General features: G+C 58.1%; 13 protein-coding genes, 1 tRNA gene and 1 pseudogene. 5 read left to right on the forward strand and 10 right to left on the reverse strand.

Translation table 11 applies throughout. The annotated features are described in order from the left end of the window. Window positions 1–9 precede the first annotated feature (9 nt). From LB557_RS17075 to LB557_RS17085, 3 genes are all read right to left on the reverse strand, one after another. A complete protein-coding gene (locus LB557_RS17075) occupies window positions 10–537 on the reverse strand; it encodes an AAA family ATPase (protein WP_224641386.1) in 528 nt (175 codons plus the stop codon). 14 nt (window positions 538–551) lie between these two features. Then, on the reverse strand, window positions 552–911 hold the full coding sequence (locus tag LB557_RS17080) for a hypothetical protein (protein ID WP_224641384.1): 360 nt from the start codon (window positions 909–911) through the stop codon (window positions 552–554). Window positions 912–1,011: 100 nt separating this feature from the next. After that, window positions 1,012–1,932 carry a methyltransferase domain-containing protein gene (locus LB557_RS17085; protein ID WP_224641382.1) on the reverse strand — a complete coding sequence of 307 codons (921 nt, stop codon included), beginning with the start codon at window positions 1,930–1,932 and terminating at the stop codon, window positions 1,012–1,014. A gap of 150 nt (window positions 1,933–2,082) precedes the next feature. Here LB557_RS17085 and LB557_RS17090 point away from each other — a divergent pair, with 150 nt between their 5' ends. Both LB557_RS17090 and LB557_RS17095 read left to right on the forward strand, forming a co-directional pair. Then, window positions 2,083–3,093, forward strand: coding sequence for a ligase-associated DNA damage response exonuclease (locus LB557_RS17090; RefSeq protein ID WP_224641381.1), 1,011 nt, complete (start codon window positions 2,083–2,085; stop codon window positions 3,091–3,093). A gap of 4 nt (window positions 3,094–3,097) precedes the next feature. Then, window positions 3,098–4,699 carry a cisplatin damage response ATP-dependent DNA ligase gene (locus LB557_RS17095; RefSeq protein ID WP_224641442.1) on the forward strand — a complete coding sequence of 534 codons (1,602 nt, stop codon included), beginning with the start codon at window positions 3,098–3,100 and terminating at the stop codon, window positions 4,697–4,699. 34 nt (window positions 4,700–4,733) lie between these two features. Here LB557_RS17095 and LB557_RS17100 read toward each other — a convergent pair whose 3' ends face one another. Next, window positions 4,734–5,879, reverse strand: coding sequence for a hypothetical protein (locus tag LB557_RS17100; protein ID WP_224641379.1), 1,146 nt, complete (start codon window positions 5,877–5,879; stop codon window positions 4,734–4,736). A gap of 289 nt (window positions 5,880–6,168) precedes the next feature. On the opposite strand from LB557_RS17100, the gene LB557_RS17105 reads away from it, so the two are divergent. Further along, window positions 6,169–6,244, forward strand: a tRNA-Thr gene (locus LB557_RS17105). A 164-nt stretch (window positions 6,245–6,408) separates the two neighbouring features. Continuing rightward, on the forward strand, window positions 6,409–7,599 hold the full coding sequence (locus tag LB557_RS17110; RefSeq protein WP_224641376.1) for a tyrosine-type recombinase/integrase: 1,191 nt from the start codon (window positions 6,409–6,411) through the stop codon (window positions 7,597–7,599). A 66-nt stretch (window positions 7,600–7,665) separates the two neighbouring features. Here the strand turns inward: LB557_RS17110 and LB557_RS17115 are convergent, their stop codons facing one another. The 5 genes and pseudogenes from LB557_RS17115 to LB557_RS17135 all read right to left on the reverse strand — a co-directional run bounded on the left by LB557_RS17115 (window position 7,666) and on the right by LB557_RS17135 (window position 11,640). Then, complete coding sequence (locus LB557_RS17115) at window positions 7,666–8,019, reverse strand: LysR family substrate-binding domain-containing protein (protein WP_224641374.1); 354 nt, start codon at window positions 8,017–8,019, stop codon at window positions 7,666–7,668. A gap of 369 nt (window positions 8,020–8,388) precedes the next feature. Next, the gene (locus LB557_RS17120) at window positions 8,389–9,012 is read right to left on the reverse strand and encodes a hypothetical protein (protein WP_224641372.1); all 624 of its coding nucleotides are present in this window, start codon (window positions 9,010–9,012) and stop codon (window positions 8,389–8,391) included. A 176-nt stretch (window positions 9,013–9,188) separates the two neighbouring features. After that, window positions 9,189–9,485 (reverse strand): annotated as a pseudogene (locus tag LB557_RS17125) (recombinase family protein); the annotation flags it as partial. An 830-nt stretch (window positions 9,486–10,315) separates the two neighbouring features. Then, window positions 10,316–11,299, reverse strand: a complete 984-nt coding sequence (locus tag LB557_RS17130) for a hypothetical protein (protein WP_224641370.1) — start codon at window positions 11,297–11,299, stop codon at window positions 10,316–10,318. A 179-nt stretch (window positions 11,300–11,478) separates the two neighbouring features. Further along, window positions 11,479–11,640: a hypothetical protein gene (locus tag LB557_RS17135; RefSeq protein ID WP_224641368.1), complete on the reverse strand. Its 162-nt coding sequence runs from the start codon at window positions 11,638–11,640 to the stop codon at window positions 11,479–11,481. Window positions 11,641–11,970: 330 nt separating this feature from the next. Here LB557_RS17135 and LB557_RS17140 point away from each other — a divergent pair, with 330 nt between their 5' ends. Further along, window positions 11,971–13,050, forward strand: coding sequence for a hypothetical protein (locus LB557_RS17140; RefSeq protein ID WP_224641366.1), 1,080 nt, complete (start codon window positions 11,971–11,973; stop codon window positions 13,048–13,050). A gap of 142 nt (window positions 13,051–13,192) precedes the next feature. Here the strand turns inward: LB557_RS17140 and LB557_RS17145 are convergent, their stop codons facing one another. After that, a complete protein-coding gene (locus LB557_RS17145) occupies window positions 13,193–14,890 on the reverse strand; it encodes a hypothetical protein (protein WP_224641364.1) in 1,698 nt (565 codons plus the stop codon). Between the last annotated feature and the right edge of the window lie 424 nt (window positions 14,891–15,314).

Below are 15,314 nucleotides of genomic sequence, written 5' to 3' on the forward strand. Positions count from 1 at the left end.
ACGTCCTCGTCACCTGGCCAAATCCCAGTCCTGAAAACATTTCTTGATCGCATTGGCGGACGACAGTTGCAGCTTCGGCAGGTTGACCTGCTCGAACGTCACCCGGTATCTTGAGCGGTTTTTCGGCGTGGTCACGGCAATGTGGTGGATCATGTCCCATTTGATGCTGTCGCGCCCACCCTCCAAGGCTCCGCGTCTTTCCTTCTCGAACAAGGTACGCCTGAAATAGCGCAGCAGACTTGCCGGGATGGAAATGTCCAGCAGGATCAATCCGGTCGCGCGCTGGAAGCGTTGCGGCATGCAAACCGAGTAATTTCCGTCCATCACCCACCGTTCGCCGGCGATCGCTGCGTCATGCAAGGCAATGAGTTCGTCCCTCGGACGCTGCAGCCAATCCGTGTTGGGCAGGTGAAAGAGCAGATCAAGATGAATGGGTGTCAGGCCACGCTTGCGCGCGATCGCGTCGGCAAGCGTCGACTTGCCGCTGTTCGACGGGCCCAGGATACAGATGCGGTCGCCGAGGTCCGAGAGCTTCATTTGGGCAACACGCATCAGCCAGGCAGCGCGAACTTCTTCTGCTTGTCCGGTTTGCCGCAGTCGCGGCGATCGATCGACCGGTTCATGGCATCGATTTCGCCTGACGCCTTGTCGCTGTCGCGCTGAGCCTTGGAACGCATATCGGGCGTGAACGGGCCAAAACCCATGGCGGGATTGGAAAAGGTCGGCTTGGCGGTCGTGGGGAGATTATATTGCTGCGCCAATCCGTTGCGCTGCGTCAGCAACTGATCGCATGGCACGCTGTCATATTGCAGCGAGGACTCGACGTTGGCGTCCTGCCGCTCGGACGCTGAATTGCCCACGCAGCCGGTGGTTACGAGGCAAGACGCCAAAATCATCACGTTCCAGCGCATCGAAGTGCTCCTCCTGATATACCGCCCTGATGCGACCAGATCGCAAATATCAGTCGCGCACGCAAATCGGACTTTTTCGCAGCAGCGCAAAGAGTTGCCCTCACAGGGGACCGGCTTTCCATGCCACGACGGCCAGGCCTTTGACAGGCTCGCGGCGATCCCAGCGGATGGTTGTCGGCTCCAGCGCGAGGACCGAGAGGCAGTTAGCCTCGAGGGTCCGTACGACATGGCCATCCGAATGGGCGTAGCGCCGGGAGGGCTGCAGCGCGAACTCGCCACCGCCTTCCGCCAGGCTCTCGACTGAAAAGACAAACAGGCCACCCTCGGCGAGCAGGCCGGCGACCGTTCCCACGAGACCTTCGAGGCCGCCGATGTAGATCAGCACGTCGGCTGACGTCACTAGATCGGCCTTGTCGCCTGAATAGGAAAAATCCTGCAAATCCGCTTTCGTCAGCGCGTCGTAGATGCCTTTTGCCCGCGCCTTCTTCAGCATCCTTGCCGAGATGTCGAACCCCTCCAGCCGGTTGACGATCGGCCTCAGCTTCTCGCCCATCAGCCCAGTGCCGCAACCCAGGTCGAGCGCCAGGCGGAAGCGGCCCGGCCTTACCTTGCGGATGGCCGCGTCGAGCACCTCGGGCAGCCGGTAGTCGAGTTTGCCGACCAGCATCGCCTCGAAGGTCTCTGCATAGTGGTCGAACAGCGTTTCGACAAAGGCGCTGGGCGGCGCCATAAAGACCGGACCTTTGCCGATCAGCTGCAATTTGAGAGCCGCGCCCTGGCGATCGGCCGGATCCAATTTCAACGCCGTCCTCCAGGCCTGCGCCGCCAGGTCGAGCCTGCCTGATGCCTCCTGCATCTCGCCCAGGCGAAACCAGCCCATTGCCCATTGCGGCGCCAGTTCCAGGCCGCCGAGCAGCAACTCGGCGGCAGCGGCATGATCGCCGGAGGCAACGAGCATTTCGGCATAGTCCGCACGGCGATCGGCGTTCGGGTCGCCCGACGAGGTCTGAAGCGGTTTCATGATGATGGTTTCCACCTGCAGGGAGCCGGCCGCCCATCTCTGTAGAGCAAGGAATGCCGAAGCTGAACCGAATTGGACAGGCTTTGTCCGGGAGTCAGCAGTCTCGGGCAACAGGCTTTCCGCGGCGGAATTATATCCTATCTTGGCATCATGCGCGCCAGCGACCTGCTTCATCCCCGGCCCGAAGGCCTCTACTGCCCGCCGGGCGATTTCTTCATCGACCCGGTGCGGCCGGTGAACCGGGCGCTGATCACGCACGGCCATTCCGACCATGCGCGTTCCGGCCACGGCTCGGTGCTTGCGACACAGCAGACGCTCGACATCATGGGACTTCGCTACGGCGAGGATTTCGCGGGGACGACGCAGGCAGCCAGGCTCGGCGAGACGATTGCCCTCAACGGCGTCGATGTCAGCTTTCATCCGGCCGGCCACGTGCTGGGTTCGGCGCAGATATCGGTCGAGCACCAGGGCAGGCGCATCGTCGCCTCCGGCGACTACAAGCGGCAGAAGGATGCGACCTGCGCGCCCTTCGAGCCGATCCGCTGCGACATCTTCATCACCGAGGCGACTTTCGGCCTGCCGGTGTTTCGCCATCCGCCAGACACGGAAGAGATCGCCCGGCTGCTGAAATCGGCGGCGCAATTCCCGGAGCGCTCGCACCTGGTCGGGGCTTACGCGCTGGGCAAGGCGCAACGCGTGATGCGGCTGTTGCGCGACGCCGGTTACGACAAGCCGCTCTACATCCATGGCGCGCTGGCCAGGCTCAGCGCGTATTACCAGAGCCAGGGCATCGATCTCGGCGATCTCGAGCCGGCGACGGTGGAGAGCGGAGCCAAGCAAGATTTCGCCGGCGCCATCGTGGTCGGCCCGCCATCGGCCTTCGCCGACCGCTGGGCGCGGCGCTTTCCCGATCCGATCTCGTGCTTCGCGTCGGGCTGGATGCGCATCCGCCAGCGCGCCAAGCAAGGCGGCGTCGAACTGCCGCTGATCATCTCGGACCATGCCGACTGGGACGAACTCACCGCCACCATCAAGGAGACCGGAGCCGCCGAAATCTGGGTCACGCACGGCCGCGAGGAAGCGCTGGTGCGCTGGTGCGAACTGGAAGGCATCGCCGCCCGCCCGCTGCATCTGGTGGGCTATGAGGATGAGGGCGATTGACGGCATGAACCGCTTCGCCGAGCTTCTCGACCGCCTGGTGCTGACGCCGTCGCGCAACGGCAAGCTGACCCTTTTGACCGACTATTTCCGCAGCGTGGAGGATCCCGATCGCGGCCTGGCGCTGGCGGCCATCACCGGCGATCTCAGGATTGCCGCGGTCAAGCCGGCCATGCTGCGCACGCTGGTCACCGAACGCATGGACCCGGTGCTGTTCGGCTATTCCTACGATTATGTCGGCGACCTCGCCGAGACGGTGTCGCTGGTCTGGCCGCAAACGCCTGGCAGGATCGCCAACCGCGAGCCGACGCTTGGCGAGGTGGTGGCCAAGCTGCAGGCGGCAAGCCGCTCCGATGGACCGAAGGTGCTGACAGGGCTGCTCGACAGCGCCGGCATCTCGGCACGCTTTGCCATCATCAAGCTGGTCACCGGCGGCCTGCGTATCGGCGTCTCGGCGCGGCTGGCCAAACAGGCGCTGGCCGATTTCGGCAAGGTCGACGTCGCCGAGATCGAGGAACTCTGGCATGGGCTATCGCCGCCCTACACGGCGCTTTTCGCCTGGCTGGAAGGCAAGGCCGAAAAACCGCGCAACACGGCGATGGCGCTGTTTCGCCCAGTCATGCTGTCGAACCCGGTCGGTGACGGCGACCTCGAAAAGCTCGATCCCGCCGACTACGCGGCGGAATGGAAATGGGACGGGATCCGGGTCCAGGCGGTAGCCGAAGGCGGCATCCGCCGGCTCTACTCGCGCACCGGCGACGATGTCTCAGGGGCCTTTCCAGACCTCGCCGACGCCATGCATTTTTCTGCTGCACTCGATGGCGAATTGTTGGTCGGCGATCCTCGGGAGGCGACGGGAACCTTCTCGGACCTGCAGCAGCGGCTGAACCGCAAGACGGTAACGCCGAAGATGCAGCAGCGATATCCAGCCTTCATGCGCTGTTACGACGTGCTTCAAATCGGCGCCGAGGATCTGCGCGGACTGTCCTTCCGCGAGCGACGCGGCCGGCTCGAAGCCTTCATCGGGACGCTCGACCCGAGCCGCTTCGATCTCTCCCCCTTCGTCGCGTTCACGGATTGGCAGTCGCTCGAGGACCTGCGCCGCGCGCCGCCGCATCCGATCATCGAAGGCGTGATGCTGAAGCGCTGGGATTCGCCCTATGTCGCCGGCCGGCCGAAGGGTCCATGGTTCAAATGGAAGCGCGATCCGCACACGGTGGACGCGGTGCTGATGTATGCCCAGCGGGGCCACGGCAAGCGCTCGAGCTTCTATTCCGACTACACGTTCGGCGTCTGGTCCGGAGCCGAGGGCGAGGAGGAACTCGTGCCGGTCGGCAAGGCCTATTTCGGATTCACTGATGAAGAGCTGAAGCAGATCGACAAATATGTCCGTGACAACACCGTCGAGCGTTTTGGACCGGTGCGCTCGGTGCGCGCCGACCGCGACAATGGCCTGGTGCTGGAAGTCGCCTTCGAGGGACTCAATCGTTCGACCCGGCACAAATCGGGTGTGGCCATGCGTTTCCCCAGGATTTCACGATTGCGCTGGGACAAGCCGGCCAACGAGGCCGATCGCATAGAAACCCTGCAGGCGCTGCTCGACCGCTAGGGACCGTCAATGTGTCAGTCGCAACGAATTCAGTTCAGGGTTCGACCGAGACACGGATCTCGTAGACGTCGACCGCCTTGCCCTGCTTGTCGAAATCGGAATTGATGGCGATGGTTCCGGCCGAGCCCGGATGCTTGCCGGGAAACTTCACGTCGAACAGATACTCGTTCTTCTGCTGGCCGACCGCGTAACGCTTGCGGCCGCAGTCGCCGAGCTCGCCGAAATTGCAGTCGACGGAGATCTGCGTGTCCTTGCCGTCCTCGGCCCGGGCGATGATGTCGAACACGGCGTGCTTGCCGGCGAGTTTTTCCAGCACGCCCTGTCCGACATCGAACGCGATCGCCGAGCCGGAGGCGCCGGACTGGATGCGCAGGAACGGCCCACTGTCGTCCTTCATCACCTCGGCCTTGGCGTCGGACGGAGCGGCGACATGCGTCGGGTCGGACGGTGAAAACACATTGATCCAGTCGCGCGACAGGTCCGCGGCACCGGGCTTTGCCGGCGCGTTGGCGCCATCGGCCGGGGTGAAATCGTCGTCCTCGACGGTCGGCGGCGCTTCCGGCGGCGCGGTATTGAGCTGCGCGGCGGTCTTGAACACACCGGTTTGCATGGCAAAGTACAGTCCGATGCCAATCGCCGCGAGCAGCGTCACCGTGAAGAAAATGGCGGTCAGCGGCAGCCGCCGGCCTCGAATGCGCCGCTCATCGCGATCGGGCGCGACTTCCGTGGCGGCACCGGAAGAGGCTGGAACCGACATGTCGATGGCTGGCGCACCGGGCAGGGTCGCATCCGGCATGATGTCGGGAACCACCGGCAGCACGCGCGAACGCGGTGCGTCGGAAGCGGGCTGCCCGGGACCGTCGACGGTCACAGCGGGCGATGACGCCCTTGGGCCCGCCTCGACCGCGGGCGCCGCGCCGGCCGCGGCCTCGACCGCCGGCGCGTCGATCTGCGGGGCAACACCGGGCACCGCCGGCAGGTACTCGGATTCGATTTCGGTGATTTTTGCCTGGATTGCCTTGCGGCGCTTGATGGCGACTTCCACGGTCACGCCGGGATTGGCCTGGAGCGCGCGGTCGAGCGCGGCGAAGGCCGAACGATAGACCCTCTCGCGGAACGCACGGTCCTCGGCATTGCCCTTTTCCAGGGCGTTCCGGATCGCTTTTTCGATCGCGTCCAAGCGAGATCCCTCTGCAAATTGTCCCAAGCTTTCATGATGGTTAGCCGCAGGCGACCAATCAATCAACGGGCGGGCAGCCGCATTCTGCCTCGACAGACCGTCCAAAGTCTATTTTCACGATGTTCCGGCAAACAAAATCGGAACATGTCGGCGATTCCGGGCATGCAGGGACGCCAGAACGCCGGTTTCGATCGGGGCGCGGCTCTTGCATGATTTGCCAAGTCGCATCTTGAATTCGCGGCCGGTTGAGTCTATCACCCTGCCCATCTTGGAGGCCTTGGCCTCCCGGGCCGCTTTAGCTCAGTTGGTAGAGCACATCATTCGTAATGATGGGGTCAGGTGTTCGAGTCACCTAAGCGGCACCATTACCTCATCCAACGACGTCCATCTTCGACCAACAATGGCAAGATAATCTGGTAGTTAGCTGGCCACGTTGGCCGCTGAGGTCCAGCAATGTCCAGTTGCATTCAACAAAATTGGGGGTATCGTTGGGGGTATCGAGCTTAGCAAACCGAAGCGATACCCCCAAATGACTCTTACGGACGCTGCCGTTCGCGCACTCAAGCCGGGCGACAAGGATAGAAAAATTGCCGATGCCGGCGGCTTATTTCTTCTGGTGACGTCAAAAGGCGCCCGGCTTTGGCGTCTAAAGTACCGGTTTGACAGCAAAGAAAAGACGCTCGCCTTCGGCGCTTATCCAGATGTGGGTTTAGCTGAAGCACGGAAGCGAAGGGATGATGCGAAACGTCTTCTGAGAGAGGGCGTTGATCCAAGTGCCCAAAAGCGCCTCGATAAAATTACAGGCACTTTGGCGCGCGCAAATACGTTTGACGCGGTCGCAGACGAATATGTTGCTCTACAGAAACGCAAAGGGCGGGCTACCGCTACGATCGTGAAAACAGAATGGGTTCTCGATCTCGCTCGTCCAACCTTCGGCTCCCGCCCGATCAATCTGATCACGGCGCCCGAGATACTCGTGGCGCTGCGACAGGTAGAGAAACGCGGTCGGCTGGAGACTGCCCGGCGAATGCGTGGCGTTATCGGTAGTGTGTTCCGTTACGGCATTGCGTCGGCCCTTTGCGTATCGGATCCCACTCAAGCATTGAAGGGAGCAATTGCCGGCCCACAGACGAAGCATCACGCGGCATTTCTAGAAGCTAGATCTTTCGGCGGGCTTCTTCGGGCAATTCGCACCTACGACGGCACGCCTGAAGTTCGCATAGCTCTTGAACTATCCGCCCTACTGTTCCCTCGCCCAGGGGAGATACGACAGGCGGAATGGAAAGAGTTCGATTTAGCAGCAGGGTTGTGGACGGTGCCGGCCGGTCGAATGAAAATGCGCAGTGAGCACAGAGTGCCGCTGCCGACCCAAGGGATCGATATTCTCAAAAACCTACAATCGATAACGGGTTGGGGAACTTTTCTATTCCCTTCGACCCGTTTCAGCAAAAAGCCGTTATCTGACAACGCTCTTAACGCAGCCTTGCGCCGCATGGGATTCACAAAGGCAGAGGCGACAGCTCACGGGTTCCGCGCCACAGCTAGCACGTTGCTAAATGAAAGCGGCAAGTGGTCAATTGATGCAATTGAACGGCAACTCGCGCACAAGGATGCCGACTCTGTTCGGCGAGCTTACCATCGAGGCGATCATTGGGAAGAACGCGTGCAAATGATGCAATGGTGGGCTAATCAAATCGACGAAATGCGTGGCAAATCTTAAGTCCAAAAAGATGGTCACGCCCTCCGCCAGTCAACGTACTTAGCTCAATCAGCGGCCTCCGCATCTTCAGGAGCCTTCCGAATAGGTCGCAAGCTTTTCACGCACCATGTCGAGCAGGTCGTCGCGAACGACATCGCGTGACCCGCGGACCCAACACGCAGCCAGTGGAAGGTGATGTAAACTGTCAGCCCCCGAGGGCAACAGCGGCGCGAAACGAACGCATCTTGTTGCCATTTTCGACGTCCACTTCGGGACGATGGCGGCTCCAAGTCCAGCAGCAACCAAATTCACAATCGTCTGCTTTTCCTCAGCGTGTTGCGCGATCCTGGGCGCTAGCCCCTCTTCTGCGAACAACTTCATAGTGAGATCGTGACTATGCGGTCTGGATTTGCGGTTGGGCAGAATGAGCGGTTCATCCATTAGGGCAGCCACCCCTCCACCACGACCACTTCGCTCGAGAGTTCCGATCGTGATATATCGCACCGACTTTCCCATTCGGCGCTTGACCCGGTCGGCGCGCTTGGCGCACCAGCGCCTCCATCCGCTCGGCCCCCTTGCGGAAGTCCACCGGCTTCGTTGCGACCAACACCTCACACCTGTCGGCCCGATCACGACGGCGCCTTCAGCGCACGGAACACCCACGACCGACCCGCATGGCCATGGCAGCCCTCGTTACCCTATCCAGAGCAATGCTCGACAGTATCTGAGCCTCACCCGAACGCGTATGGCGGCAAGTCGCTGCCTCGCGGCCGCTGAAACTAAGAATTGGAAGGGTCCGAGCCCAGCCTACTAAGAAGGGCCAGCAGCTGAATAGCCGAGTTCCGAAAAGGTGAACGGCTGTTCTTGAGGATTCCACATGCCCATCGCGCGCAGCTCGTGAACTGCCTTTCCGTATTCATGCCAAAGGTACTCGGTGAAGTTCCACCGAAGGGTTTCTGGACGGATCAACGGCAGACCAGCCTCCCGGCGAAGTGCTCGTGCAGCCCGCCAAGCTTGAAGGCCTAACTCGGACCGAAGGCGACGCGCCTGCCAGACACCCAATTCGTTTTCATACGGGGTGGCCGCTGCCATTCCCGTCGCAATTGTAACGTCCATTCGAATGCTGGCGGCCTGAGATGCGGGGACAGGCGGCAAACTCCCCCACGAGACCTCAACCGGCCATGGGTTGAGCGCAGGGATGGACATTTTGTCTTCAGGAGCACGGTCTTTCTCGTGGCTCATGAAGGTATATGTCGCACACGCGTAGGCATAATCCTCGAGGTGGCTAGCGATGAGCAGGGCCGCTACAACTCTGGTTCGGCTGTCATCCCGCCGTTTTGTCCAAACGTTGACAGCAGCGGTGACAACCGCGGCAACGATTGCGGGACCAAGTATCAAGCCTAATACGTCTACGGTGCTGTATGACGCTGCCATCCGACCATTCCCTAAACCCTGGCGACGGTACACCAGATCCAGCTGATGTCGAGCGGGGAACTGTGATGACCAGATTGCTTGCAGTCCAGGCGGTTCCCACCCACGCTGATGGCCAGCGCGATCAGCGCCGCAACGAGCGAGCGCGACAGCAATCACGCATCGGCCGAGCAACGTCGCTGGGTCGAAACATGTGGGTCGAGCACCGTTACGAAGGCGCCCTTTTGCTCGCACTCATGAATCAGATTGAGCACGTCCCGGGTATCGCGGCCGAGCCGGTCAAGGCGCGTGACGACCAGTTCGTCGCCTGGTCGAAGGAAGGCTAATACGGTAGCCAACTCGGCGCGACCGTCTCGGCTGCCGCCCGAAACCTTCTCCGAGCGAACGACCTCGCACCCTTCGAGTTTAAGTTTTGCAAGTTGCGTTTCTAAATCCTGGTCGATTGTGCTGACGCGAGCGTATCCGATGCGAGCCATAGCCTGTCATCTCAAGGTTTTGAAGCTCGACGCTACCTTGCCGCAAATAGTCGATGTCAAGCTGATCCGCACCACATGTGAGGGCCCAATGCGAATGGCGGTTTTGCGGCGGTGAGTTCAATAGGTCACCGCAAAACCCTCTATAGCAAAGGCACTCAAGTAGTCTGCCAAGATCGCTAAGCGGGATCATCCTTCAGCGCCCTTCGCCTGTCGCAAACCAATCGAACCCTACGCCATTGTCGTTGCACAACCACTACGAAATTACATCTCAGCCGAATTGGGGGTACACCAAGCGCTTCACGGTCTACTCCACTCGTACAGCCCGCGTTCTAACGACCACATAGCTTGTTCAGGGCCTTCTGCAGAGCGACCCGCGCGTGCCCATCTATGTCGAATGCTCCAAATATCACTTTCCCAATTTCTCCGGATGGCCTCAGTTGCACGTTCTGGACACTGCAACTGCCCAACTCAAAATCGACGTCAGCCGTCACCCGCTCAGATATACTCGACGGAATTAGAGCGTGAGGTCCTGTATGACAGTTTAGGCTAACTACCATTTCGATCGAAGAGCTGGATCCACTTGACTTATAACACACACTATTTAGTTTCTGACTAGGTACGTCCAAACCATGCTTCCCCAATTCCCCGCATCCGAGCGAGCGGATCACAGGGTCCAAATAAGATGCCACCAGTTTGGAGGTCAGATCATCGCATGCGACACTATGGCTTACTGTCAACATTACCGTCGCGACGGTTGCGGCGAGAGGTCGCCCCCACTGACAGACAATCACTGCATGCCCCTTATCTCCATCCGACCGTCGGATTTAACCTTAATATTCGATCTTCGTGATCGATACCTGTGTAGCACTCAAATGACCGGTAGTGTCGTGATAGCACTTGTCTTCGTTGCACCCGACGCCGTCCGACTTGACAATGGCGCACACCGCCAGCGGGTTAACAGTTGTGAGGGCGATATGAGACCGCCGTTCCCATTCCGCACCGTTTCCTGTTACCGTTACCTGAGCGCTTAACGGCAAAAATTGAGAGTTGCCATCGGGATCCGGCAGACAGAACGGAAGGCTTGCTTCGGTATTGCCGTAGTGACCACTCCTTCTAATAGGAGGAGTATCTGAACGAATAGCCCTCAAGACCAAATCATATTGAGGGCGAGCTGGAAATGTAAAAAAGTCGCTATCTCGCCCATCTATGGACGCGGATATCGATATTGGCTTGTCCAAACTTTCACGTTGTACATTGAAGGTCACGGAATTTGTTGGCGCCACCCGTTTCTCACCGGTCGACATGCTTTTACCATTTGTCACATTTATCGCAACGACCCGGTCTGTAGTTCCGTCATTGACCTGAACACTGTAAGTTGGAGTCCACAAGATTTTTACTTGAAAAGCTTCCTGGTTATCGGCGCCCGACGGGGCTGATATAGTTATATCTTCCTTAGTGGCTTTTACGCAGTTGACGAACTCGTGCGCTATTTCAGGCGTCAGTTCGGTAGATACTATCGACAAAGTGTCCGTCTCTGCCAAGGAATATCTGGTTCGCTGCTGGTAGAAATTAGATGCATTCCGTGCATCGGCATAAGACAAGTCGAAACCCGCATATCCGAAGCCCATATCCGAGCTACTCTGGCTTTGCGCGCCCATGTTAACAGCGTTAAGAAGCGATATCCATTTTTGCATTGAGGATTGAAAACTTGAGGTTCGCGGAATTATTAGATTTCGACAATCAGGATCCGCAAGAGCGGCCGACGTGGAAATTGCAACATATGACAACGTAACCAAAAAAAGACCTTTAGACATCCTGTTCCTCCCTCGGTTCATCTGTCGATTTGCTGATTAAATTTGACGGCGGAAATCTTTAACGGCCAACCCAGAGGGCTTCATATCGCGGTGGCTCCGCTTATGAGCCAATCCTCTTTGGCCTCAGCGCCCCAAAGATCGCGTCGAGTAAGCCTGTTGCAACGCTCTTTGCAGCATTGCTAATTTATACCTAATCCGGTTCGATGACTAGCCATGATTGGATATCCCCGCGAATAGAAGATCATGTAGGCGCCAACCAGGCGGCTGCGGGCGTCCAGACGGCGGGCGAAGATCAGGCTTTGATTGGTGATGTGGACGGCCTGGATGGCCAGATCCAGCATGAGGATGCCCAGCACACCAGCAGCCCGAGCGAGGAACCCATGAAGGCGATCGGCAGCCAGGCAGCGGCCACATTTAGAAGGGGGCTGACAGTACGGGTGCCGAATGATACGTTTCTTTTGCTTCTTAGGGGCTACGCCATGTTTCGAGAGACGGTCTACGTCGATTGCTTTTGCTGCCCTGCTGACGACCACTCCATCTTAAGCAGCGGATTCTTTCGCTGGGGTTTCACGCATCTGCGACGGCGGGGCCTGATGACACGACCCGAAAGTCATTGAGACGTTGCCTGGGCTTGGCGGCCTAAACAAATTGGAGCGATACTTGACGCCGCAATGACACGGATCGACCAGCGTGTTCAATATATTCAGGGAGACCGCGCTAATCCTTTCGATGTCGTGCAGGGGACTGCAAACATGACACTATCTTATGTAATCCGAGTGGTTTCGGCGATCACGGCAATGTTTCTGACAGCTTGCTCGCGTGCGGCAGCCGACGAACTGAAGGACCACTTCGATTTCTGGCAATCTCGGGCATTTGAATGTTCTGTTGACAGGGTTAATTTTCCCAGCCGCCCGACCGGAGATGACAAACAGCCGTGTGACGATGGCGATATGACGATGTTCAACGGCCTCCTCTGTTCCTCCGGAGACGAAAGAGGCTGCGATGGGGTAAGACAAGCCCAGGATCCCACGACAGGGCGATGGTATCGCTCTCCACGTATCCGCCTGAAGGGAAACGACCGCGGCGGAGCCGACTTCTCGCCTGATATGGCCATGGGAGTTCAACTGTATCTTATTAAAACGCACGACGTAGGGCGTGCTGAGAAGTGGGCCGAATGGCTGGATAAGCTAACACCCTGCACCCTGAAAGGCTTTGGCAACGGTTGTCTTCTCTATGGCATTCCGCGCTTCTGCGCGCCGGAACCGGGGTGCACTATGAGGCCTGGGGATGCCGCCTCACTCGCCGTGACATTCGACTACCTCCACAGTCAGTTCAACATGAAGCCATTGCCCGAGGGTCGCCTGCGAGGGTACCTATCGACCTTCAAGAATTGGTCTGGCACAACGTCCGAAATAAGCGCTATGTTCAATCGACCGGGCTTTCCTCAACACCTCGCAGCCGTCCAAGTCGTCATCATGCGTCGCGTCAACCGCGGAAGCAGCGAAATCGACAAAGTCGCCTCAAAACTGGCAAGCAAACCGGAGAATGATGGCAACGCCTTCTTTGCGTACGTAGCCAACAGACCTCGGGATGAAATAGTGACCAAGACGCTGGCCAGATGCCCTGCTCCTAACAGACTGCCGACACCCCCACTGCATCAATGGCAATGGGAGCGAGAAACGGCCGACAAGGCGTGGGAGCACTCCTGCTATTGGGACTGTATTTTCATGGCGAAGCTCTTGGGCATGTGACTCCATGGGCAAGCTGTGCTCTGACATCCACCGTCATCCCGGTGGCTGCGGTCACTTCGAAAGTAACAGCAATAGTCAAGTAGATTACTTTACTGCTGCTTCTTTCGTGTCACTCTAGACCAGTCTTTCTAATTGCATTTCACTAACGTAGCGTCTCCGGATACGCGAACGAATAAAGATACCTCCGGACATCTCCAACATCTCCTTGGCTTCGCACCCGAAGTGACGCGGTGATGTCTCTGCCCAAATCCCCGGGCTTTGGTTTTCCGACAGTCGGAACGAAGTTTACGTCGCTGGTAGTACCCTGCGGATTGTTGATCTCGATCAGGGTAGGCTTCGAGGCGAAAACAGGGACCATCACAACCGTGTCGTTCTGGTAACCTCTTTGAACAAAGCTTAGAGGTTGAAAGGTAAGACTCCAAGGGGCCGGCAGAGCCGCGGTCCCGCCAATCACATCAACAGTGACGGAAGTGTGGTTATTCCTCCACTGGGGTGGCGCAAGCGAGGTGTCATGGCAGCCTGTCGCATCCTTTGTAGTTGGTGATGAATTCGACAGCAATACCTGTGGCGGAACGTGACAATGCCTGCCACTGTTAAGAGGGCCACACGCGTTGTTGCTCCAGGTGGACCAACTGATACCCCATGTTGTGAGTACTTCGTTGGTTGCCTCATCCCAATCCGTGGCATGGGATCCGATGTATTTTGGTGTATCCCAACCGCCTGTAAAAATGGGATCACTGGAGAAACGAACCGTCCCATTGGGAAAGACCCTAGCAGGTCTCATATCTGCATGACAAACCGAAACGATTGTATCTGAGATCTTCTGCTGGCCAGCACTTGGCTCGCTTAGAACGGCAGGGTTGGCGACAGTGAAACTGAACGTCGTAGGTGAAGTCACGATCTTATCTTGTTGCTCCGGTTCGAGAGAGGGCATCCACGCGAATATTGGGCGATGTGTCACGACCTGCATCTCGCCCGCATAGTCGGGCATAAGAGAAATTTCGAAGGAATGATTTATTACGTCGTGGGACCCACCGAATAGCCAAAATACTTTGGGAGTGTCACGTGTGATCGAAACGCTTAACGGCAAGGTGACTAGCGAATGCGTTTGGAAGCTATCCTTCAACGCCGCAGCTGGTACGCTAAAGACGGCATCGTCTGGAGCGGTTCCGAGTTCAGGGCTACCAAGCGATGTTCCATTTAGCCTTGCGTCAAAGCTAATCTTCTCATCGGCAGACGCGATCCCGAAATGTGGTCCGCGGAGTACGATACGGTAATTGTCAGCTGTATTCTGGACAAGGACTGATCCGAGAACTCGACGAACGCCGAAATAGCTTTGGGAAAGCGGAAGATCTTGCAGATCGAGGGCGACAAGATCCTCCATGTCTACAGCATTTTTTTGCAATTCTGAGACACTTAGTTGAAATCTCTCCAATTCCACGAGGAACGGCTTGAGCTGCGCTGATGCTTGGGATACTTGTTTGTCCATTTCACTCCCGAACTGGGCGCGCGCCGAAGCGACCACCAGCTGCATTTCATTACCGCCTTGAACGAGCAACAGATTGCCTTGGTGAGCCCCTTGGTCGAGCAGTGAGTGCGAGGTCTGGTCAAACCCCTCCAACAACTGAGAGATGCGTTGAGCTGCCGCTTCGTTGATCTTCTCGATAGCCGCGTTTGTCGTGTCTCCGGCCAGCCATCCCAGCAGGTCGGCCCGAGACGGCTCAGCAAAAGCTAACAGCAGCAGTACAGCGCCGACAGATCCCCGGCAAGTTGATTTGGGAGATGTGGGACGGCGACCGTTTGGTCTCGAAGTCATTGATGCTTCTGAATCTATTTTCACGCCATTCTCCACTTGGCTAGCAGGAATAGTAGTCGGCCAAGATCATATTAGCCGATCAATGCTGGTGGAAATGCAATCTGAAAAGGCGACAACAGGCGGCCACAAAAGATAACCACCTTGGGTACGATCGACGGTACAACCGCGATCTTCCGGTTGGCTATTATATAGGACTTCCACGGGGATGACTAGTTGGATAGCCTAAAAACAGAGAATTGGTAGCAAAGCAGTGGCTGATCATGATGTAGTCCGCTTTCGCCTTATAAACGGATTTCACAGCCAACGTTTCGCGAAATCGCCAGGTTCGGATCGGGATGTCCAAACCCAGCTTCCAGCAGCGATTGCTCGACATCCAAAAGGATAAGGCTTTCATCCTCCACGATCAGGACGAGTCCTGAGGCCATTCGGCACCACACTGTTGGCTGTT

Origin of the sequence: Mesorhizobium sp. BR115XR7A, assembly GCF_020165315.1 — a bacterium.
Lineage (GTDB): Bacteria > Pseudomonadota > Alphaproteobacteria > Rhizobiales > Rhizobiaceae > Mesorhizobium > Mesorhizobium australicum.

What these genes read in the sequence shown, in the direction of transcription:
- LB557_RS17095 (WP_224641442.1), top strand. Translation starts at nt 3,098, where the DNA reads ATGAACCGCTTCGCCGAGCTTCTCGACCGCCTGGTGCTGACGCCGTCG.
- LB557_RS17085 (WP_224641382.1), bottom strand. Translation starts at nt 1,932, where the DNA reads ATGAAACCGCTTCAGACCTCGTCGGGCGACCCGAACGCCGATCGCCGT.
- LB557_RS17075 (WP_224641386.1), bottom strand. Translation starts at nt 537, where the DNA reads ATGAAGCTCTCGGACCTCGGCGACCGCATCTGTATCCTGGGCCCGTCG.
- LB557_RS17120 (WP_224641372.1), bottom strand. Translation starts at nt 9,012, where the DNA reads ATGGCAGCGTCATACAGCACCGTAGACGTATTAGGCTTGATACTTGGT.
- LB557_RS17080 (WP_224641384.1), bottom strand. Translation starts at nt 911, where the DNA reads ATGCGCTGGAACGTGATGATTTTGGCGTCTTGCCTCGTAACCACCGGC.
- LB557_RS17090 (WP_224641381.1), top strand. Translation starts at nt 2,083, where the DNA reads ATGCGCGCCAGCGACCTGCTTCATCCCCGGCCCGAAGGCCTCTACTGC.
- LB557_RS17135 (WP_224641368.1), bottom strand. Translation starts at nt 11,640, where the DNA reads ATGCTGGATCTGGCCATCCAGGCCGTCCACATCACCAATCAAAGCCTG.
- LB557_RS17130 (WP_224641370.1), bottom strand. Translation starts at nt 11,299, where the DNA reads ATGTCTAAAGGTCTTTTTTTGGTTACGTTGTCATATGTTGCAATTTCC.
- LB557_RS17110 (WP_224641376.1), top strand. Translation starts at nt 6,409, where the DNA reads ATGACTCTTACGGACGCTGCCGTTCGCGCACTCAAGCCGGGCGACAAG.
- LB557_RS17115 (WP_224641374.1), bottom strand. Translation starts at nt 8,019, where the DNA reads ATGGATGAACCGCTCATTCTGCCCAACCGCAAATCCAGACCGCATAGT.
- LB557_RS17140 (WP_224641366.1), top strand. Translation starts at nt 11,971, where the DNA reads ATGACACGGATCGACCAGCGTGTTCAATATATTCAGGGAGACCGCGCT.